Origin of the sequence: Streptomyces niveiscabiei (assembly GCF_033794345.1) — a bacterium.
Taxonomy (GTDB): Bacteria; Actinomycetota; Actinomycetes; order Streptomycetales; family Streptomycetaceae; genus Streptomyces; species Streptomyces niveiscabiei.
In genome coordinates this window covers 103,756-124,094 of the sequence record NZ_JARAYJ010000029.1, presented here as the reverse complement: position 1 = coordinate 124,094, position 20,339 = coordinate 103,756, and the positions used below count along the sequence as shown (strand labels likewise).

19 protein-coding genes and 1 tRNA gene are annotated in these 20,339 nt (G+C 71.8%); 14 read left to right on the top strand and 6 right to left on the bottom strand.

Annotated features, from left to right (window positions below):
• The first annotated feature begins 172 nt into the window (after window positions 1–172).
• From PV682_RS31835 to PV682_RS31825, 3 genes are all read left to right on the top strand, one after another.
• Entirely contained in the window at window positions 173–1,012 is an 840-nt protein-coding gene (locus tag PV682_RS31835; protein ID WP_319735219.1) for a glycerophosphodiester phosphodiesterase, read from the top strand.
• An 83-nt stretch (window positions 1,013–1,095) separates the two neighbouring features.
• Entirely contained in the window at window positions 1,096–1,713 is a 618-nt protein-coding gene (locus tag PV682_RS31830) for an ATP-binding protein (protein WP_319735218.1), read from the top strand.
• A gap of 41 nt (window positions 1,714–1,754) precedes the next feature.
• The gene (locus tag PV682_RS31825; protein WP_319735217.1) at window positions 1,755–2,720 is read left to right on the top strand and encodes a DUF5926 family protein; all 966 of its coding nucleotides are present in this window, start codon (window positions 1,755–1,757) and stop codon (window positions 2,718–2,720) included.
• 248 nt (window positions 2,721–2,968) lie between these two features.
• On the opposite strand, the gene PV682_RS31820 is transcribed toward PV682_RS31825, so the two are convergent.
• Complete coding sequence (locus PV682_RS31820) at window positions 2,969–3,523, bottom strand: hypothetical protein (RefSeq protein WP_319735216.1); 555 nt, start codon at window positions 3,521–3,523, stop codon at window positions 2,969–2,971.
• Window positions 3,524–3,578: 55 nt separating this feature from the next.
• Window positions 3,579–4,244 (bottom strand): bifunctional DNA primase/polymerase, encoded by a 666-nt coding sequence (locus tag PV682_RS31815; RefSeq protein ID WP_112477120.1) that lies wholly within the window; start codon window positions 4,242–4,244, stop codon window positions 3,579–3,581.
• Between the two features lie 591 nt (window positions 4,245–4,835).
• On the opposite strand from PV682_RS31815, the gene PV682_RS31810 reads away from it, so the two are divergent.
• Both PV682_RS31810 and PV682_RS31805 read left to right on the top strand, forming a co-directional pair.
• Window positions 4,836–6,677, top strand: coding sequence for a SpoIIE family protein phosphatase (locus PV682_RS31810; RefSeq protein WP_319735215.1), 1,842 nt, complete (start codon window positions 4,836–4,838; stop codon window positions 6,675–6,677).
• A gap of 129 nt (window positions 6,678–6,806) precedes the next feature.
• Window positions 6,807–8,261, top strand: a complete 1,455-nt coding sequence (locus PV682_RS31805) for an aminopeptidase P family protein (protein WP_319735214.1) — start codon at window positions 6,807–6,809, stop codon at window positions 8,259–8,261.
• A gap of 66 nt (window positions 8,262–8,327) precedes the next feature.
• On the opposite strand, the gene PV682_RS31800 is transcribed toward PV682_RS31805, so the two are convergent.
• The gene (locus PV682_RS31800; RefSeq protein WP_055718578.1) at window positions 8,328–8,765 is read right to left on the bottom strand and encodes an ATP-binding protein; all 438 of its coding nucleotides are present in this window, start codon (window positions 8,763–8,765) and stop codon (window positions 8,328–8,330) included.
• A gap of 206 nt (window positions 8,766–8,971) precedes the next feature.
• Between PV682_RS31800 and PV682_RS31795 the strand changes: the two genes are divergently transcribed.
• The 9 genes from PV682_RS31795 (at window position 8,972) to PV682_RS31755 (ending at window position 18,733) form a co-directional block, all read left to right on the top strand.
• Window positions 8,972–9,760 (top strand): hypothetical protein, encoded by a 789-nt coding sequence (locus PV682_RS31795; protein WP_319735213.1) that lies wholly within the window; start codon window positions 8,972–8,974, stop codon window positions 9,758–9,760.
• Between the two features lie 94 nt (window positions 9,761–9,854).
• Window positions 9,855–10,589: a YcnI family copper-binding membrane protein gene (locus PV682_RS31790; RefSeq protein ID WP_319735212.1), complete on the top strand. Its 735-nt coding sequence runs from the start codon at window positions 9,855–9,857 to the stop codon at window positions 10,587–10,589.
• Window positions 10,590–10,660: 71 nt separating this feature from the next.
• Window positions 10,661–11,320 carry an SCO family protein gene (locus PV682_RS31785; RefSeq protein WP_319735211.1) on the top strand — a complete coding sequence of 220 codons (660 nt, stop codon included), beginning with the start codon at window positions 10,661–10,663 and terminating at the stop codon, window positions 11,318–11,320.
• The gene (locus PV682_RS31780; RefSeq protein WP_055718582.1) at window positions 11,317–11,754 is read left to right on the top strand and encodes a copper chaperone PCu(A)C; all 438 of its coding nucleotides are present in this window, start codon (window positions 11,317–11,319) and stop codon (window positions 11,752–11,754) included. Before PV682_RS31785 ends, PV682_RS31780 begins: the two co-directional genes overlap by 4 nt.
• Before the next feature lie 13 nt (window positions 11,755–11,767).
• Window positions 11,768–13,684 (top strand): copper resistance CopC/CopD family protein, encoded by a 1,917-nt coding sequence (locus PV682_RS31775; RefSeq protein ID WP_319735210.1) that lies wholly within the window; start codon window positions 11,768–11,770, stop codon window positions 13,682–13,684.
• On the top strand, window positions 13,681–14,973 hold the full coding sequence (efeB, locus tag PV682_RS31770) for an iron uptake transporter deferrochelatase/peroxidase subunit (RefSeq protein WP_407705775.1): 1,293 nt from the start codon (window positions 13,681–13,683) through the stop codon (window positions 14,971–14,973). The genes PV682_RS31775 and efeB overlap by 4 nt, the downstream gene beginning before the upstream one ends.
• 107 nt (window positions 14,974–15,080) lie before the next feature.
• Window positions 15,081–16,019, top strand: coding sequence for a prephenate dehydratase (gene pheA / locus PV682_RS31765; protein ID WP_319735208.1), 939 nt, complete (start codon window positions 15,081–15,083; stop codon window positions 16,017–16,019).
• A gap of 522 nt (window positions 16,020–16,541) precedes the next feature.
• Entirely contained in the window at window positions 16,542–17,819 is a 1,278-nt protein-coding gene (gene serS, locus PV682_RS31760) for a serine--tRNA ligase (RefSeq protein ID WP_319735207.1), read from the top strand.
• Window positions 17,820–17,893: 74 nt separating this feature from the next.
• A complete protein-coding gene (locus tag PV682_RS31755; RefSeq protein ID WP_319735206.1) occupies window positions 17,894–18,733 on the top strand; it encodes an HAD family hydrolase in 840 nt (279 codons plus the stop codon).
• A gap of 171 nt (window positions 18,734–18,904) precedes the next feature.
• On the opposite strand, the gene PV682_RS31750 is transcribed toward PV682_RS31755, so the two are convergent.
• The 3 genes from PV682_RS31750 to PV682_RS31740 all read right to left on the bottom strand — a co-directional run bounded on the left by PV682_RS31750 (window position 18,905) and on the right by PV682_RS31740 (window position 20,331).
• A tRNA-Ser gene (locus PV682_RS31750) sits at window positions 18,905–18,991 on the bottom strand.
• Window positions 18,992–19,250: 259 nt separating this feature from the next.
• A complete protein-coding gene (locus PV682_RS31745; protein WP_055718588.1) occupies window positions 19,251–19,505 on the bottom strand; it encodes an SGM_3592 family protein in 255 nt (84 codons plus the stop codon).
• A 106-nt stretch (window positions 19,506–19,611) separates the two neighbouring features.
• Window positions 19,612–20,331, bottom strand: coding sequence for an ABC transporter permease (locus PV682_RS31740; protein ID WP_319735205.1), 720 nt, complete (start codon window positions 20,329–20,331; stop codon window positions 19,612–19,614).
• Window positions 20,332–20,339 lie beyond the last annotated feature (8 nt).

Sequence of the window (20,339 nt, the reverse complement as noted above, 5' to 3'; positions counted from 1 at the left end):
CCACAGCCCGTCAGAGCACCATAAGCGGTGGCTGTGGGTCGACGGGCGCTCCATATGCGAGATATCAGATGATATGGCGGACATACCGGGACGCCCGCACAGAACATCTCAGACGGTTCTCAGACGCACGTCCCGGATCTCGGGTACCCCCCGCCGATGGGACCATGGCGCGGTGACCCACGCACGGCAGCACCACATCCAGGTCGTCGCCCACCGAGGCGCCTCCGAGGAAGCCCCCGAGCACACCCTCGCCGCGTACCGCAAGGCCATCGAGGACGGCGCGGACGCGCTCGAGTGCGACGTACGGCTGACCGCGGACGGGCACCTCGTCTGTGTGCACGACCGGCGCGTCAACCGGACGTCCAACGGGCGCGGGGCGGTGTCCGCGCTGGAGCTGGCCGAGCTGAACGCGCTCGACTTCGGCTCCTGGAAGACGAAACGGGCCGCCCGCGCGCGCGTGGGGGACGAGGAGGAGCCCGACTGGGAGTTCCGTCCCGAGGACCGCGAGCACACGTCCGTACTGACGCTGGAGCGGCTCCTGGAGCTCGTCGCGGACGCGGGCCGGCCCGTGGAGCTCGCGATCGAGACGAAGCACCCGACGCGTTGGGCCGGACAGGTGGAGGAGCGGCTGCTCGCGCTGCTGAAGCGGTTCGGTCTCGACGCGCCCGGCGACCCCGCCGAGTCCGCCGTACGGATCATGAGTTTCTCGGCGCGGTCGCTGCACCGCGTGCGCGCGGCGGCGCCGACGCTGCCGACCGTGTACCTGATGCAGTTCGTGTCGCCCCGGCTGCGCGACGGGCGGCTGCCGGTGGGCGTGGGGATCGCGGGGCCGTCGATGCGGATCGTGCGCGGTCACCCCGCGTACGTGGAGCGGCTGAAGCGGGCGGGGCACCAGGTGCACGTGTGGACGGTGAACGAGGAGGCGGACGTCGACCTGTGTGTGCGCCTGGGGGTCGACGCGATCATCACGAACCGGCCCGGGGCCGTGCTGCGGCACCTCAGGACGCCGTAAGGACGCTGGAGGGACGCTGGAGGGACGCCGTGATCGTCACGGGGTGTGCACCGGCGCGTTCGGTGCGTGTACCGGTGTGAAGAATGCGTCAGCGGACGGACATCCACCGGTTTCCGGTACAGGCCAAGGGGGCATCCACTCGGTGGCGTGGGGCGAAGGAGGTCTCGGGGGTGGCGTTGGTGGTGGCACAAGAGGTGCCCACGTCGTCGAGCATGGCCGTGGCCCACGGTCCTGCGGGCGTGGGCGCGGCGAGACACCGTATGCGGGACCAGCTGCGCGGCGGCGGGGTCTCCGAGGCGGTCATCGACGACGCCGTACTGATCCTGTCGGAACTGCTCAGCAACGCGTGCAAGCACGGACGGCCGCTGGGTGACGCGCTCGCGGGCGACGGCGACGTACGCGCGGCCTGGCGCGTGGACGCGCGCGGGCGCCTGGTCGTCGAGGTCACGGACGGCGGCGGCCCGACCCGCCCCTCCCCGGCGCACCCGTCCGTCACCGCGCACGGCGGCCGGGGCCTGAACATCATCTCCGCGCTCGCGCACGACTGGGGGGTGCGCGACGACATCCACGGCGAGGTCACGGTCTGGGTGGTCGTCCACAACGACGTCCACGACCCGGACGCGCGCACGCACGCGCGCACGGACTTCGCCGACGGGGTGACGCCCTCGCTGTCAGGGCTGGACTTCGACGATCTCGACTAGGCTCCCGGCGTACCAGACCAGCCGTACCCGGGAGACAGTCGATGGCCAAGAAGCGACCCCAGACCAAGGCCCAGGGGCCTCAGGTGACCGACGGGGAGATCCCGGTCGTTGGGGCGCGGGAGCCGTGTCCCTGCAAGAGCGGCCGGCGGTACAAGGCGTGTCACGGCCGGGCGGCGGCGCAGGCGGTCACCGAGCTGGTGCAGCGGCCGTTCGAGGGGCTCGCGGGGGAGTGCGACTGGGTCGCGCTGCGGGAGCTGGTGCCCGCGGCCACCGCCGGGCTGACGCTCAAGGGCGGGCTGCCGGAGGGCGTGCCGTCCGTGACGCTCGCCACCGTGCTGCCGATGGCCTGGCCGGCGCTGCGGCGCGACGACGGGTCGGTGCTGCTGGGCCTCCAGAACGACACCGCCTCCGGTGACGTCAGCCGGGACCTCGCCGACAACCTCCTGCGCGCGCTGGAGGCCGAGCCGGGGACGCCGGTCCAGGGCCGCCGTACGCCCGCGGACGGTCCGCGGCTCCAGGATCTGCTGGATCCCGAAGGCGGGTTCGAGCCAGTTGTGCACACCGGCTTCGACTTCTGGGTGCCGGACACGGAGAACGCGACCACGGACGTGACGGCGTCCCTGGAGCGCGCGAACGAGGCCGTGATCCCGACGGTCAAGCTGACGGGCGTGGACGCCGCGTACTGGTGCGAGACCCCGGAGAAGAACCACCTGCGCTGGGTCATGCCGCACCCGGAGGAGCGTCTTCTGGACGCTCTCGCGCGCCTGCACGCGGCCGGTGCCGCCGGTCTCGGCGAGGGCACCCGGCTGGTCGGCTCCTTCCGGGCGCACGGCCTGACCGTGCCGGTCTGGGACCTGCCGAGCGAGGTCCGCGCGCAGGACGTCGAGAAGCCCGCCGCCGAGTTCGCGGAGCGCCTCGCGACGGCCCTGGCCACGGACGCCCCGCTGACGGCGGACGAGCGCCGCGCGCGCGGGGGCCTGACGAACCGCCAGGTCACCCTGAGCTGACGCGCGGCTCGCCCGAGCGGGTGACTCCGCTCACAACTCCCGTGCCCCGCAAGGCCGGTCGGTACCGGAAACCGCCGCTCAGCGGTTGTCCGGAAAGCCTCCGGAACCGGAAAGAAAACGGGAGATCGAATTTGCTTGGAGCCGATCTCTTGTTACGGTTCGAGTAGCCCGGTTGCTGGTGCATCCCCCGTCGCCAGCAACCGGGTCTTTTCATGCCCCCGCGCCGCTTCACAGTCCGGCGCGGTACGTCAACTCCCCGCGTCCGGTGCGGAGTTGCTCCCCGAACGCAGCAGCAGCGGCCCGTCGCCGCGCCGCGCGAACTCCGACACGGCGCTGTAGCCGTCGAGTTCCCCCCGCGTCCGCTCGCGCGGCGTCTCGCAGCTCGCGGGCTCGTCCTCGGCGCCGACCGCGCACCGCAGCCGCACCGTCCGCCCGTCGGGCCCCAGGAGGCTCAGGACGGCCTCCAGGGCGCGCCCGGTGCCGTTGCGGTAGTAGGTGCGCGCCCAGGTGTCCTCGCCCTGCGTCAGGACGCACGTCTGCGCCTCCACGCCGTCCGGCGAGGCGAGTTCGGGGCCGCAGCGCGCGGCGGTGGCGGTCCCGAGGCCGAGCAGCCGCGCGGGCGCGGGGGACGCGGCGGGCTTGGGATCGTCGTAGGGGCGCGGCTCGCGCGGCGGGACGACCGTCCGTACGGCGTCGTCGAGCACGTTCCCCTCCTCACCCGCCGGGCCCGCCGACGCGAGGGTCAGAGGGAGCGCGACGGCGCACAGGGCGGTGGCGCCGAGGGCGAGGAGGCGAAGGTTCATAGGCGGAAGATAACGAGCACGCGCGCGCGTACGGCCCGTTCCGCGCCGGGCGGCCCTACAACTCGGGGGCGCTCACACCCGTACGAGTGAGGACGTCGACGACCGTGTCGACCACGGCCTCCACGTCGGGCACCCAGGGCGTGGCCGAGCCGGGCAGCGGGGCGCGCTCCCAGCGGATGTCTCCCTGACCGGAGAGGGAGGGCGGCAGGGCGAGGTAGCCGCCCTCGCCGTGGAAGCGGAGCGAGCCGGGGACGTAGTCCTTCGCGTACAGGAGTTCGCCGAGCTGTTCCATGGAGTACGGCTTGACGAGGATCGCCCAGCGCGCGGGCGCGGCGACGACGGGGCCGAGGCGCATGCCCTTCGCGTCGAGTTCGGCGAGGGCCTGGGCCGCCGCGCGCGCGGGGAGGCTGATCGCGCAGGGCGCGCTGCCGCCGGTCGCCAGGACGATCGGCGCGGTGGGGCGGTTCGTCCACCACCAGCGGACCATCCGGTCGTCGGTGGTCGCCGCGAGGAGGCCCGGGTCGAAGGGGTGCGCGCCGGGCATCGCGCAGGCCGGGTCGGGGCAGGTGCACCGGGACCGGGCCTCGGGGTCGGCCGGCGCCCCGGGGAGCACCGGCCACTGCCACTGCGTCGCGCAGGTCAGTGCCGCTTCGATCAACTCAGGCATCCCGTCGCCGCGTTGGGACAGAAGCCTGCGTCGCCTTCCGAGGATCTCGCGCATGAGCGCTCGTTCCTTTCCGTTGCACCGCTGGCAACACCGTGGGCCACATCACACCATGTGTCGATCACTTCACTGTGCATACCTGTTGGCGCATCACACCCTTGCACCGAGCAAGAGGAACCCCTGAACTGCGTCGCGCAAAAGCCTGGGCATGGCGGGGGGTGGCGAAGTCTGGCGTTTTGCCGTCCCGCGTATTTCTCTCCGCCTCCGCCACGGAGGATGGGGCTCGGTCGTCGATGGCTATGACGCCCGGGTCGGTCACGAAGGTTCCGGGCTACCGAGTACGTACCCATCACGACCGGTGTGACGCTCTGTGGAACAAGGCCAGTCGACCTCAATCGCCTGGAACCCGAGGCGGTTTTAAGCCAACTTTGCAATTCTGTCCAAGACTCACTCTCTGTTCATCGGCCTCGCACGGACACCGGGATTCCGGATAGGACAATGCTGGACATCCCATCACGAGTGCGTGTAGATGTGGTGACACTGCCGGCGGTGCAGATTGAACAGAATGACATGGGGGTTTGCGATGCTTTTGAGCAAAACGCACCGGTCCGAGAGCCGGACGCCATGAACGCCCCTCACCCTCCGAAAGTGGCCGGAATCGATTCCACGGTTCCCGCACCCGCCCACACTGCCGCGCCCGTGTCCGCGGGCCCGCCCGCAGCGGCCGTCCCGCTGCCCTCCACCGCCCCCACCTGCGCACCGGCACCGGGCACCGCCCTCCAGGACCGGCTCGCCGGCTGGGTCTCGGACCTCACGACGCTCCACGAACTCACGGAACGTGTCTCCCGTACGGACACCCTGCCCGAGGCCCTCGACGAGCTCCTGCGCGCGGGCGCGGCCCTCGTCGGCGCGGCCCGCGGCCTGGTCGTCCTCGACCCCGCCGACGGCCCCTCCACGACCGCCGCGCTCGGCCTCGACCGCGCGGACCTCGGCCACCTGGAGACGGTCCCGCGCGCGTCCCTCCCCCACGCCCGGCTCCTGGACGGCCTCGGCGAACGGGAGTTGCTCATCACCGACCTGTCCGCGGAGGAGGGGCTGGATCCACGCCACCGCGAAGTGGCGGGCCGGCTGGGGTACGCGGCGGTGTACGGCGTACGCCTGGAGCGGGACGCCGGGGGCGGGGTCGCCGGAGGCGGACCGGGTGTCGCGTTCGGCCGGCTGACGGGGAGCGCGAGGCCGACGGGGGCCGGGGGCGGGGAAGGGGGTGGCGGTTCCGGGGGCCTTGACGCGAGCGGCGGGCTCGGCGCGGGCGGCGGGGCCGGTGAGCGCGGCGCGGGCGGCGGGCTCGGCGCAGCCGCTGGGCTGGACGGGTCCGTCGGCTCCGGCGGGCCCGGCAACTCCCGTGTCCCCGGCGGGCCCAGCGGCTTTGGAGCCCCCGGCGCTGGTCGCGGCTCCGCTGCTCCCGGCATCGCGGGTGATCCTCGCGGCTCCGGCGCTTCCGGCGGGGTCGGCACCCCCGGCTGGGTCGGCGATCCCGGTGCCCCCGGGGTCGTCCGCGGCTCCGGCGCTTCCGGCTCCGCCCCCGCGGGGGTCCGTGTGCCCGGCGTTCGCAGTGCCGCCGACACTCCCGGCCCCGTGGCGCGGCCCTGCTTCGCCGGGGCCGTCGTGTGGCTGTACGACGAGGCCGGGGCGCCCGATGAGCGGCGGCGGCATCTCGTCAGGCTGTACACGCGGTTCGTGGCAGCGCATGTGGGGCGGTTGCTGGAGGTCGAGAGCACGCGCGCGTGCATGGCGACGATCACCGAGGAACTGCTGCCGTCGCGGTTGCCGCGGGTGGCCGGCGTGCAGCTCGCCGTGCGGCACCGGCGCGGGGCGCGGGGCGGCGGGGACTGGTACGACGCGCTGCCGTTGCCGGACGCCGCGCTCGGGCTGTCCGTCGGGTCCGTCACCGGCGCGGGGCCCAGCGCCGTCGCCGCGATGGGGCGGCTGCGGGCCTCCCTGCGCGCGTACGCCGTGATGGAGGGCGAGGACCCCGTCGCCGTCCTCTCCGACCTCGAACTCCTCCTGCGGCTCACCGAACCCGCCCGCTCGGCCACCGCGCTGTTCGCGTACTGCGAGCCCGCCCTGCGGAAGGTCACCCTCGCCGGGGCCGGGCACTGCCCGCCGCTGCTGGTCGGGGACCGGCGTACGGAGTTCGTCGAGACGTCGGTCTCCGCGCCGCTCGGCATGCTGTCCTGCTGGGAGGCGCCGAGCGTCGAGCTGGAGGCGGAACCGGGAGAGACGGTTCTGCTGTACACGGACGGGCTGCTGCGGCGTACCGGCGATCCCGTGGACCGCGCGTTCACGCGCCTGCACGCGGCTGCCGCCGGGGTGCCGAGGGCGCTGCGGGGCGACCCCGGGGCCGTCGCGGACCACGTGCTGCGGGCGATGGTGCCGGACGAGGAGGGCGGCGCGGAGGACGTCGTGCTGCTCGCGGCGCGGTTCGAGTAGTACCGGTAGCTCTGTGGGGGGACGGAGGAGGATGGCTCTATAGGGGGGTTTGCCGGATTCCGCACATCCGTACGATGGGGGCAGTCCCGATGCCGTGGGACGGTCCGTGCCGTATGGAGGAGGAAGACCGTGGCTGACGAGCTCACCCCGGAAGGCGAGCCTGAGGAGCCGATCAAGCAGCGCAAGAACGGGCTGTATCCCGGGGTCTCGGACGAACTCGCCGAGAACATGAAGTCCGGGTGGGCCGACACGGAGCTGCGTGATCTCGCCGCGATCCCGCAGGCCGCGGAGACGGCCGCCCGGCGGGCCGCGCTGTCCGAGCGCTTCCCCGGCGAGCGGATCGTCGTCCCCGCCGGGAACCTCAAGGTGCGGTCCAACGACACCGACTACCCGTTCCGCGCGTCCGTCGAGTACGCGTACCTGACCGGCAACCAGACCGAGGACGGCGTCCTCGTCCTCGAACCCGTCGCCGCCGGGGGGCACACCGCCACCCTCTACCTCCTCCCCCGCTCCGACCGCGAGAACGGCGAGTTCTGGCTCTCCGGGCAGGGCGAGCTGTGGGTCGGGCGCCGGCACTCCCTCACCGAGGCCGAGCAGGTGTACGGGCTCCCCGTGTCCGACGTCCGCAAGCTCGCGGACGCGCTCCGCGAGGCGACCGGTCCCGTCCGCGTCGTCCGCGGCTACGACTCCGGCATCGAGGCCGCCCTCCACGACAAGGTCACCGCCGAGCGGGACGAGGAGCTGCGGGTCTTCCTCTCCGAGGCGCGGCTCGTCAAGGACGCGTTCGAGGTCGGGGAGCTCCAGAAGGCCGTCGACTCGACCGTGCGCGGCTTCGAGGACGTCGTACGGGTCCTCGACAAGGCCGAGGCGACGTCCGAGCGGTACATCGAGGGGACGTTCTTCCTGCGGGCCCGGGTCGAGGGGAACGACGTCGGGTACGGCACGATCGCCGCCGCCGGGGCACACGCGTGCACGCTGCACTGGGTGCGCAACGACGGGCCCGTGCGGGCCGGTGACCTGCTGCTGCTCGACGCCGGGGTCGAGACCCACACGTACTACACCGCCGACGTGACGCGGACCCTTCCCGTCAACGGGCGGTTCAGCGAGGTGCAGCGGCGCGTGTACGACGCCGTGTACGACGCGCAGGAGGCCGGGATCGCGGCGGTGCGCCCCGGCGCGAAGTACCGGGACTTCCATGACGCCGCCCAGCGGGTGCTGGCCGAGCGGCTCGTCGAGTGGGGGCTGGTCGAGGGGCCCGTGGAGCGGGTGCTGGAGCTGGGGCTCCAGCGCCGGTGGACTCTGCACGGGACCGGGCACATGCTCGGCATGGACGTCCACGACTGCGCCGCGGCCCGGGTGGAGTCGTACGTGGACGGGACGCTGGAGGCGGGGATGGTCCTGACCGTCGAGCCCGGGCTGTACTTCCAGGCCGATGACCTGACGGTGCCCGAGGAGTACCGGGGGATCGGGGTGCGGATCGAGGACGACATCCTGGTGACGGAGGAGGGCAACCGGAACATGTCCGACGGCCTTCCCCGGCAGGGTGACGAGGTGGAGTCCTGGATGGCCTCGCTCAAGGGCTGAGGCCGCGGGTGGTGGCCGGGATCCACAGGGGTGTCCCCGGCCACCGGCGCGGGAGGCGCACCCGTGTCACACGGCGACCAGCGGAGCGTCCTCGCGCCACTTGAGGATCTTGTCGAAGCTGACGACGGCGCCGCCGATGCCGGGCTTGTTGCCGATGTGGACGTGGTCGGCGAGCTGCTGGATGAGGAAGAGGCCGCGGCCCGCCTCCGCGTCGGCGGCGGAGACTCTCGGCGTTCTCCCGGTGTGCGCGAACCCGGGCCCGGAGTCGGTGACCTCGATACGGCACTTCTCGCCGTCGAGGTACGCGGTGACGCGGAACGCCTCGGACGTGGTCCCCCCGCCGTGCTCGACGGCGTTCGCACAGGCCTCGCTCAACGCGACGGAGAGGTCGTAGCAGACGTCGGGATCGACACCGGCCGTCTCCATCGTGCCGAGCAGCAGACGCCGCGCGAGCGGCACGCTCGCGGCGTCGCGCCGCAGATGCAGTGACCACCAGATGCTCATGTTCCAGCCTCCTGGTCGCGGCTCTGGTCGCGGCTCGACATACCGATACCTATTGCCCCCGGACGGCTGATGTAAGCGCGATTCGCGCGTGATCCCGCCCATGTGGCGGATGCGCGCGGGGCCGCGGCGGGTGTATGCGCACCTCAGCCGCCACTCGCGGACCTGCCGTCCGCCGCCGATGGAGCCAGTGCGATGATGAGCCCGCCATGACTGTCCCCCTCCGGCTGATACGGGCCGCGGTGTTCGCCGCGGTCTGCGTCGTGCTGGCCGCCGTCGGGCACGCGCTCGCGTCCTGCGCGACGATCCCGGTGTGGACGCTGGGGGCGGGGTTCCTGGTGATGTGCGCGCTGGTCGCCCCGCTGTGCGGGCGGGAACGCTCGCTGCCGGGGATCGTGGCGCTCCTCGCGGCCGGACAGACCGCGCTGCACATGGTGTTCGGGCTCGGCCAGCACACGTCCGGCGGCGCATCGACGGCAGGCACGGCGGGCACGGCGGGTATGCCGGCCATGCCGGGCATGGGCTCCACCGCCGACGCCCACCTCGTCGCCCAGGCCGCGCGCCTGCTGTGCGGTACGACGGTCGCCGCGATCAGCCCGGAACACGCGTACCGCGTCCTCACCGAGGCGCGGGTGTACGACGCCGCCGCGCACCCCGTGACCACCGGCGGACCCGGACTGCTGCCGTCCCTGCCGATGCTGCTCGGCCATGTCCTCGCGGCCGTCGCCGCCGGCTATCTCCTGCGGCGCGGGGACAGCGCGCTGCTGCGGCTGATCGACCTGTCCGTGCGCGGCGTCGCCGAGGGGGCGCTCGTCCGGTCCCTGCGCGGGGCGCTCACGCTGGTGCGCGCGCTGCTCGCGGGGCTGCCCGGCGTACCCGGCGTGCACGCCCCCCGCGCGGACCAGCTCACGCCGCCCCGGCTGAGGCATACGGAGCTTCAGCACACGGTCGTACGGCGAGGCCCGCCGGCGCGCGCCCGCCTCGCTCTCGCCGCCTGACACGACGGACCGCCTCCCAGGGGAGTGGCCGGCGTCGTGCGGCATACGCACGCTCGCGTGCGCCCTCACCCGACCTCACTCACCGTGGAGTGCCATGAACACCCGTCGTCTCCTCGCCGCTTCCGCCGTCGCCGGGACCGCCGTCCTCGCGCTGTCCTCCCCCGCCTTCGCGCACGTCACCGTCGTCCCGGAGGGCACCGCCGCCAAGGGCGGGTACGCGGTCGTCGACTTCCGTGTCCCCAACGAGCGCGACAACGCCTCGACGGTGAAGCTGGAGGTCGCCTTCCCGGCCGACCACCCGCTCGCGTCCGTGATGCCGCAGCCGGTGGAGGGCTGGAACGTCGCCGTCACCAAGGGCAAGCTCGCCAAGCCGCTGACCGTGCACGGCAAGCAGATCACCGAGGCCGTCACCAAGGTCACCTGGACGGCGTCCGGCAAGGGCATCGAGCCCGGCTTCATCCAGCAGTTCCCGGTGTCGGTGGGCGCGCTGCCCGAGGACGCCGACTCGCTGGTCTTCAAGGCGCTCCAGACGTACTCCAACAAGGAGGTCGTGCGCTGGATCGAGGTCCAGGCGGCCGGCGCCGAGGAGCCCGAGTTCCCGGCCCCGACCCTGGCCCTGGCCGCCGCGTCCGGCGACGGGCACCACGGCGGCGGCGCCACCGAGGCCGCCGCCGCGAACACGACGACCGCCGCCGCGTCGTCCTCCGACAAGGACAGCACCGACACGACGGCCCGCGTCCTCGGTGTCGTCGGCATCGTCGTCGGGATCGCCGGAGTGGCGTACGGCGTGCTCGCGGGACGTCGTCGTACCGCCGCGCCCGAAGCCTGATCCGCGCGGGCGCGCGCCGGTCCGGACCGGCGCGCGCCCTGCCTCCTTCTGAACATCTGGGACATTTCTCTATGCGCAAGAAGACGTACGCCACGGCCGCCCTGCTCGCCGCCGCCGTGCTCACCCTCTCCGCCTGCGGGAGCGGCGACGGCGACTCCGCCTCGGTCGCCTCGGTCGTCGACGAGGGCGGCAACACCAGCGAGCAGGCCGCGATCGTGCTGGACCAGCCCTTCGCCAAGCCGAACCTGGTGCTGACGGACGCGGCCGGCAAGAAGTACGACCTGCGGGCCGCGACCAAGGGCAAGCCGACGCTGCTGTACTTCGGGTACACGCACTGCCCCGACGTGTGCCCGCTGACCATGAACAACATCGCCGTCGCCAAGTCGAAGCTGCCGAAGGCGCAGCAGGACGAGCTGCGGGTCGTGTTCGTGACGACCGACCCCGAGCGGGACACCCCGGCCGCGCTCGCCTCCTGGCTCAAGGGCATCGACCCGCAGGTCATCGGCCTCACCGGCGATTTCACGACGATCCAGGCCGCCGCCCGCACGGTCGGCATCACCATCGAGCCGCCGCACAAGGACAAGAACGGCAAGATGGTCTCCACGCACGGCACGCAGGTCGTCGCGTTCTCGCCGAAGACCGACGGAGGGTACGTCCTCTACACGGAGTCGGCGACCGTCGACGACTACATCAAGGACCTGCCCAAGCTCATGCGGGGAGCCAAGCCGTGAGGCTCGCCGCCCTGGGGATCGGGGCGGTGCTGCTGCTCGCCGGGTGCGGATCCTCCGACGACAGCGCTCCCGCCCTGTCCGTCGGCGCCGCCTACATCCCGCAGCCCGTCTCCGAGATGGCCGCCGGGTTCCTGACCATCAGCAACAAGGGCGGTACGAAGGACGAGCTGACGTCCGTGACCAGCGACGCCGGGCCCGTCACCCTGCACGAGACCAGCGGCGGGTCGATGTCCGAGGTCACCTCCCTCGATGTGCCCGCACACGGTCAACTCGTGTTCAAGAGCGGCGGCAACCATCTGATGTTCGAGAAGCTGGGGCGACTGCCGAAGCAGGGCGAGAAAGTGACCGTGACCCTGCACTTCGCCGAGTCCAAGGCCATGAAGGTCGAGATTCCGGTGGAGTCGGCGACGTACGTCCCGAAGACCGGGAACTGAGGGAGGGAAACACATGCCGTCGGCCACCGCCTCGCGCGTGCGCACCTGGGTGCTGCTGTTCCTGGCCGTCACCGGAGCGCTCCTCGCCGGTGCCGCGCCCGCGTCCGCGCATGCCGCGCTCACCGGCAGCGATCCCACGCAGGGGTCGGTGGTCGCGCAGGCCCCCACGCAGGTGACGCTCACGTTCTCCGAGAAGATCGCCACCAACAAGGACTCCGTGCGCGTCCTGGACCCCAAGGGGAACCGGGTCGACGCGGGGGCCGCGAACAACACGGGCGGCACGACCTACGCCGTGCCGCTGCGCAGCGGGCTGCCCGACGGGACGTACACGGTCACGTACCAGATCGTCTCCGAGGACAGCCATCCCGTCGCCGGGGCGTACACGTTCTCCATCGGGGCGCCCTCCAAGACCAGCGTCTCGGCGTCCGTGCAGGCCGCCGGGGGCGGGGTCGTGGGGGCGCTCTACGACACCGGGCGGTACTTCTCGTACGCCGGGTTCATCGTCCTCGTCGGCGGCGCGGCCTTCGTGCTGGCCTGCTGGTCGCGGGGGAGTTCCGTACGGGCCGTGCAGCGGCTCGTCGTCGGGGGGTGGCTGACGCTCACCGCCTCGACGCTGTTCCTGCTGCTCGTGCGCGGGGCGTACACCGGGTCCGGGAAGGTCGGGGACATCTTCGACCTCTCGCTGCTGGGGGACGTCCTCCAGACGAAGGCGGGGGCCGCGCTGGTGTCGCGGCTGCTGCTGCTCGCCGCTGCCGCGCTGTTCATCGCCGTGCTGTTCGGGGCCTATGACAAGCGCGACGACGAGGAGAAGCGGGACCTGCGGTTCGGGCTGGCGGTCGGCGGGACGGTCGTCGCCGCCGGGCTGGCCGCCAGTTGGGCGCTCGCCGAGCACGCGTCCACCGGGTTGCAGGCCGGGATCGCGATGCCGGTCGACATCGTGCACCTGCTCGCGGTGGCGCTGTGGCTGGGCGGGCTCGTGACGCTGCTGGTCGCGCTGTACCGGGGGCCCGCCGAGCAGCCCGTGGACGCGGTCGCCGTACGGCGGTTCTCGCAGATCGCGTTCGGGAGCGTGCTGGCGCTGGTCGCCACCGGGATCTACCAGTCCTGGCGGCAGCTCGGTTCGTGGTCGGCGTTCACGGAGACGTCGTACGGGCAACTGCTGCTGGTGAAGATCGGGCTGGTGGTCGTGCTGGTGGGGATCGCGTCGGTCTCCCGGCGGTGGACGGGGCGGCTGGCGACCCCGGCTTCGACGAGTTCTGAGGAGACGACCACCACCGAAGCCGAGGAAGACGACGAGGCAGAGGTCAAAGAGACCGTCACCACGGCAAGCGCCTCGGCCGGAGACAGCAAGCGCGCCGCCCAACTCGCCCGGCAGCAGGCCGCCGTGGACACCGCCCGGCAGAAGAAGCTGCGGGACGGTGACGCCAACCGGTCCGGGCTCAGGCGTTCCGTCCTCGCCGAGGCCGGGGTCGCCGTCGTCCTCCTCGCCGTGACGACGATCCTCACCTCCACCGAGCCCGGACGTACCGAACTGGACGCCAAGGCCGCGAACTCCGTGTCGTCGAGCACCGCCTCGGACGGCACCGGGGGCGCGCTGACGCTGGACATGAGCTTCGACACCGGCGGGGCCAAGGGCAAGGGTGTCGTCAGCGTGGACATGGACCCCGCCGGGACCGGGGCCAACGAGCTGCACATCTACCTCACCGACGCGAACGGGCAGCCCTTCGACGTCCCCGAGCTGAAGGTCGCCTTCACGCTCGAATCCCAGAAGATCGGGCCCCTGCCCGTCACCCCCGACCACATCACCACCGGTCACTGGGCGGCGAACGGAGTACAGATCCCGGTGGCCGGCGAGTGGAAGATCGCCGTCACCGTCCGGACCTCCGACATCGACCAGACGACCGTCTCCAAGAACGCGCAGATCGGCTGAGAGCAGTGACCCTTTCGGAGCCCCGTACGACCTCGGAAACGCCTACGCAGGAGGGACTGTCACGCCGGGCGCTGCTCGGTACGGCCGGTGCGGCCGGGCTGGTGCTCGGCGCGGCGGGCGGCGCGGGGGTCGCGTACGCCGCCGCGCCGGACGAGGCGACGCCGCTCACGTCCGTGGGGGCGGGGGAGGTCGCGTTTCACGTGAAACATCAGCCGGGGATTCTTGAGGGGCTCCAGGCTCGTGGCCATGTCGTCGCGTTCGACCTCGCGGCCGGGGCGGGGCGGGCGCAGGCCGTCGCGTTGATGCGGCGGTGGTCACAGACCGCTGCGCGGCTGATGGCGGGGGAGGCTGCGGGGCAGGGGGACACCGGGATCGCTCTCGATGCCGGGCCCTCGTCGCTGACCATCACGTTCGGGTTCGGGCACAGCTTCTTCGTGAAGACCGGGCTGGAGAAGCAGCGGCCCGTGGCGCTCGACCCGTTGCCGAGTTTCTCCTCCGACCGGCTCGACAAGGCCCGCAGCGACGGGGATCTGTGGGTGCAGATCGGGGCCAACGACGCGCTCGTCGCCTTCCACGCCCTGCGCGCGATCCAGAAGGACGCGGGGAGCGCCGCGAAGGTCCGCTGGCAGATGAACGGGTTCAACCGGTCGCCGGGGGCCACCGCCCACCCCATGACCGCGCGGAATCTCATGGGGCAGATGGACGGGACGCGCAATCCGAAGCCGTCCGAGCCGGACTTCGATCAGCGGATCTTCGTACCGGCGCCCGGCTCGTCGTCCGGTTCGTCGTCGGAGCACCCGGCGTGGATGGCGAACGGGTCCTACGCCGTCGTCCGCCGCATCCGGATGCTCCTCGACGACTGGGAGAAGCTGACCGTCGCCGCGCAGGAGCAGGTCATCGGGCGGCGGAAGGCGGACGGCGCCGCGCTGTCCGGGGGGTCGGAGACGACCGCGATGGATCTGGAGAAGGTGGACGCGAAGGGGGATCTGGTGGTGCCGATCAACGCGCACGCGCGGATCTCCCGGCCGGACCAGAACGGGGGTGCGGCGATGCTGCGGCGGCCGTTCTCCTTCCACGACGGGATCGACCCGGACGGGACACCCGACGCGGGGCTCCTCTTCATCTGCTGGCAGGCCGATCCGCTGCGGGGGTTCGTGACGGTGCAGCGGAAGCTGGACCGGGGGGACGCGCTGTCGAAGTACATCCGGCACGAGTCGAGCGGGCTGTACGCGGTGCCGGGCGGGGCCGAGAGGGGCGGGTACGTGGGGCAGGCGCTGCTGGAAGGGTGAGGGCTGGAGGGGTGAGGGCCTGAGGGGTGAGGGCTGGAGGTCACGCAGGTTCACTCGACCGTGAGACGCGGGGGCCGGGCTCCGGCAAGGGCCATTAGGGTGATCCCATGCCTGCCAGCTATGCGTATCTCGGTCCCGAGGGCACCTTCACGGAGGTCGCTCTGCGGACGCTGCCCGAAACGGCCACCCGGCAATTGGTTCCGTACGTGTCCGTGCAGTCCGCGCTGGACGCGGTGCGGGTCGGCGAGGCCGAGGCCGCGTTCGTGCCGATCGAGAACTCCGTCGAGGGCGGGATCACCACCACCCTCGACGAGCTGGTCGCGGGCACCCCGCTGATGATCTACCGCGAGGTGCTGCTGTCGATCACCTTCGCGCTGCTGGTGCGGCCGGGTACGAAGCTCTCCGAGATCAAGACGGTCTCCGCGCACCCGGCGGCCCAGCCGCAGGTCCGCAACTGGCTGAAGAAGCACCTCCCGGACGCGCTCTGGGAGTCCGCCGCCTCGAACGCGGACGCCGCCCGCCTGGTCCAGGAGGGCCGGTACGACGCCGCCTTCGCCGGCGAGTTCGCCGCCGCGCGGTACGGCCTTGAGGCGCTGGAGACCGGCATCCACGACGCGGAGAACGCGCAGACCCGGTTCGTCCTCGTGGGGCGTCCGGCCCGGCCCGCCGCGCCGACCGGCGCCGACAAGACCTCCGTCGTGCTGTGGCAGAGCGACGACCACCCCGGCGGGCTGCGCGATCTGCTGGGCGAGTTCGCGACGCGGGGGATCAACCTCATGCTGCTCCAGTCCCGGCCGACCGGGGCGGGGATCGGCAACTACTGCTTCTGCGTCGACGCCGAGGGGCACATCAACGACCGGCGGGTCGCGGAGGCGCTGATGGGGCTGAAGCGGATCTGCCGCGAGGTGCGGTTCCTGGGCTCGTATCCGCGCGCGGACGTCGCCGGCGCGGGGGATGTGGCGGTGCCGTTCCCGGGGACGTCGGACGCGGAGTTCGTGGCGGCGTCGGAGTGGGTGGCGCGGTGCCAGGACGGGCGCTTCCAGTAGTACAGGCGTACCGCGTAGTTATCCACAGGAGTTATCCACAGGTGACCTTCTCGACCTGGGGATAAGTCGACTGCGCGGTGGCACCCAGTCGACAAATCGGCACGCCGGCCCTCAGGTTGTCCACCGATGGGTGGGTCACCCTTCGTCCACTTGTTTCCTGCGCGCAATCCTTTGGAGCGACGCGTTTCCACTCGAAAGTGGATACGAGGCGCGTTTAGGACAGAATTTCCTGGCCCGGGGCCGCGCGCGGGAAAGATCGTTCCCGATGTCCACAGATCTTTCGCACACCCTGTGGATAACTTTTCCCGGGGTGTGGATCACTGTGGACAACCGGTCCCCAAGTCCCTTTTTCCACAAGGCAGTCGGGTCAACTCCGGGCCTCGATGATGCCCCGTCCCAGGGAGTGGGACGGATTACCTTGACACGTTCGGCAATTCGCTCATAACGGGTCGTAACCGGCTTTTTGGAGTGGGGGGAATAGTCGGTCGTGGGCCCTCGGTCCACACCGGTAGCCTTGGGCCTGTGATTGACCTTCGCCTGCTCCGTGAGGACCCCGACCGTGTGCGCGCGTCGCAGCGCGCCCGTGGAGAGGACGTCGCGCTCGTCGACTCCCTCCTGTCCGCCGACGAGCGGCGCAGGTCGTCCGGCGTCCGCTTCGACGAACTCCGTGCCGAGCAGAAGCAGCTCGGCAAGCTGATCCCCAAGGCCGCCGGGGACGAGAAGGCGGAGCTGCTGAAGAAGGCTTCGCAGCTGGCGTCCGACGTCAAGGCAGCCGACGCCGAGCGCGACGCGGCGGACACCGAGACCCATGAGCTGCTGCTCCGGCTCGGCAACCTCGTCCACCCCGACGTACCCGTCGGCGGCGAGGAGGACTTCGTCACGCTGGAGACGCACGGGGAGATCCGCGACTTCTCCGCCGAGGGGTTCGAGCCCAAGGACCACCTGGAGCTGGGCCAGCTGCTCGGCGCGATCGACGTCGAGCGGGGGGCCAAGGTCTCCGGCTCGCGCTTCTACTTCCTCACCGGGGTCGGCGCGCTGCTGGAGCTGGCGCTCGTCAACGCGGCGATGGCGCAGGCCACGGCCGCCGGGTTCACGCCGATGCTGACGCCCGCGCTGGTGCGTCCGCAGTCGATGGCCGGGACCGGGTTCCTCGGACAGGCCGCGCAGGACGTCTACCACCTCGACAAGGACGACCTGTACCTCGTCGGCACGTCCGAGGTCGCGCTCGCCGCGTACCACATGGACGAGATCCTCGACGCGGAACGCCTGCCGCTGCGGTACGCCGGGTTCTCGCCCTGCTTCCGGCGCGAGGCCGGGTCGCACGGCAAGGACACGAAGGGCATCTTCCGGGTCCACCAGTTCGACAAGGTCGAGATGTTCTCCTACGTCGCGCCCGAGGACTCCGAGGCGGAGCACCGGCGGCTGCTGGAGTGGGAGAAGCAGTGGCTGACCTCGCTGGAGCTGCCGTTCCGGGTCATCGACGTCGCGACCGGTGACCTCGGGTCGTCCGCCGCGCGGAAGTTCGACTGCGAGGCGTGGATCCCGACGCAGGGCAAGTACCGCGAGCTGACGTCCACGTCCGACTGCACCGAGTTCCAGTCGCGGCGGCTGTCCATCCGGTACCGGGAGGGCAAGACGGTGCGTCCGCTGGCGACGCTGAACGGCACGCTGTGCGCGGTTCCCCGGACGATCGTCGCGATCCTGGAGAACCATCAGCAGGCGGACGGGTCGGTTCGGGTGCCGGAGGTGCTGCGGCCGTTCCTGGGCGGGCGCGAGGTGCTGGAGCCGACGGGTTCCTGAGCGGCTGAGGGTGATTTCGAGGGGACGTTCCTTCTGGGGGCGTCCCCTGTCCTATGGGTGAAAGTGAGGTTGTTGTGGACGAGGTCGTCGTCGAGGAGACCGCCGGTGACAGTGCGGGCGTATTTCCGTACAAGCTGATCGCGACCGACCTCGACGGAACGCTGCTGCGGTCCGACGAGTCCGTGTCCCCCCGTACCCGTGCCGCCCTCGCCGCCGCGACCTCCGCCGGGGCGGTCCACATCGTCGTCACCGGCCGTGCCGTCCCCTGGACCCGGCACATCCTCGACGCCCTCGGCTACACCGGGCTCGCCGTCTGCGGGCAGGGCGCGCAGGTGTACGACGCCGGCGCGCACCGGCTGCTGACGTCCGTGACGTTGGACCGGCAGCTCGCCGGGGTCGCGCTCGCGAAGATCGAGGCGGAGGTGGGGCCGCTGTACCTCGCGGCCAGCCGGGACGGGCTGGACGGGGAAGTGCTGGTCGGGCCGGGGTACGCCGCCATCGGGAACCTGCCGGCGACGCCGCTCACGGATGCCGCCGAGCTGTGGGCCGCGCCGCTGAACAAGATCTACATCCAGCATCCGACGCTGGGCGACGACGAGTTGGCGGAGGCGGCGCGGGTGGCCGCCGGTGGCTTCGTCACGGTCGCGATGGCCGGCGCGGGCATCGTCGAGCTGCTGCCGCTGGGCCTCTCCAAGGCCACGGGCCTCTCCCTCGCGGCCCGACGCCTCGGGCTCAAGTCGGCCCACACGATCGCCTTCGGCGACATGCCGAACGACCTGCCGATGTTCGCGTGGGCGGCGCGGGGGGTGGCCATGGCCAACGCTCACGAGGAGCTGAAGGCGGTGGCGGACGAGGTGACGGCGTCCAACGAGGAGGACGGGATCGCGGTGGTGGTGGAGCGGTTGCTGGGGTGAGGTGGGGGTGGGTGCTGGGTGGCTGGTCGCGCAGTTCCCCGCGCCCCTGAAAGGCCGGCACAGGTACGCACCCGCACTTGATATCTGGCCCGCACCCTGTTCTTTAGGGGCGCGGGGAACTGCGCGACCAGCCACAACGCAACCCGCACCCGACAACGGCGCAACTTCCAGCGGAGGATGCACGGATCGAACGTGCGCGGGCTGTTGACCCGACCGCGGCTTAGCAAGCCGGTGCCTTGACCACTCGGCCAATCCTCCGGGTGGGCGGCCCACGCGAGAGCGATCTCGCGTGCTCGAAGTGGCCGCCCCGGGCGGTTCCCTCACGCGGGCTCGGACGGAGTGAGCGACTACTCCGGAGCCCGCGGCGGACCGCCCTGACGGAAGCGGAACGTACTGCCGTGCATGGGCATCGCCCCGCTCCTCTCCCTGTACGTGACACCGGCAGAAAACCGGCGATGCGGACACAACTACTGTGCCCGCTCGACCAGTTGTTCGCCACCGATTAAAACGCCGGCCCCTATTTCCGCCGCCACCGCTTCCGCCGCGCCTTGCTGAAGAACCACCCCGCGGGCGGCTCGTCGGAGCGCCAGGGCTGCGGCTCGGGCGCCTCGCGGCTCCACTTCGCGGACAGCATCCGCGCCCGCGCGGACGGCTCACTCGCCTCCGCACCCCGCACGAAGTCCTCGTCGAGCACGAGCTCGTCCCACATCTCGTCCCGCCCGGAGCCGCCGGCGTCTCCGCGGCCGGCCTCCCGTGAACGTTCCTCCGCCATCCTTCCCTCCTGTCCCCGTCCCCTTTACGCCAGTGTGCCCGGACGGAGGTGAAACCTCCGTCAAGGCCGACCGGCACCGCACAGGCTCCTCCTGTCCCTCCCCGGCTCACTCCTCCCCGGCGAGCGTGAGGGTGCGCAGCTTCTGTCCGGCGTACCAGGTCGCGAGCCCGGTGACGGCGACGAGGAAGATCACCCCGGTGGTGAGCCCGACGTCGGAGGTGACGAGGTCGCCGCCGGTCACCTCGTGCGCGACGGCGAGGGACCACTGCTGGACGCTGAGCGTGCGCGCGCCCGGCACGAGGGACCCGAACAGCGCCTCCCAGACGAGCGCGTAGACGAGCCCGAAGACGACGGCATGCCGCGAGACGGTGCCGAGCAGCAGGAACACGGCCGCGTAGGCGATGGACGCGACGAGCGCGGCGACGGTGTACGCGACGGCGATCTGCTGCCCGTTGCCGTTGAGGATGAACCCGGCGACGAGGGTGGGCAGCGCCGAGAACACCATGGTCACGGCGATGGCGACGATGAGCTTCGTCGAGATGATCGTCGGCCGCTTGATCGGCTTGGACAGCAGGTACACCACGGACCCGTCGTCGATCTCGGGCCCGATCGCGCCGGTCCCGGCGATGACGCCGATGATCGGCACCATCGTCGCGAGCGCGAGCCCGCCGAGCAGGTCGACGGCGGTCTGGTCGTCGGCTCCCGCGAGGGCCCGCACGATGACGGCGATCACGATGAGCAGCATCGGCAGCGCGCCGAGGATGAGCGCCCGGCGCCGGCCGAGGAGGGCCCGGTAGGTGAGCCGGGCGACAGTGGGGTCGTACATCAGGGCCT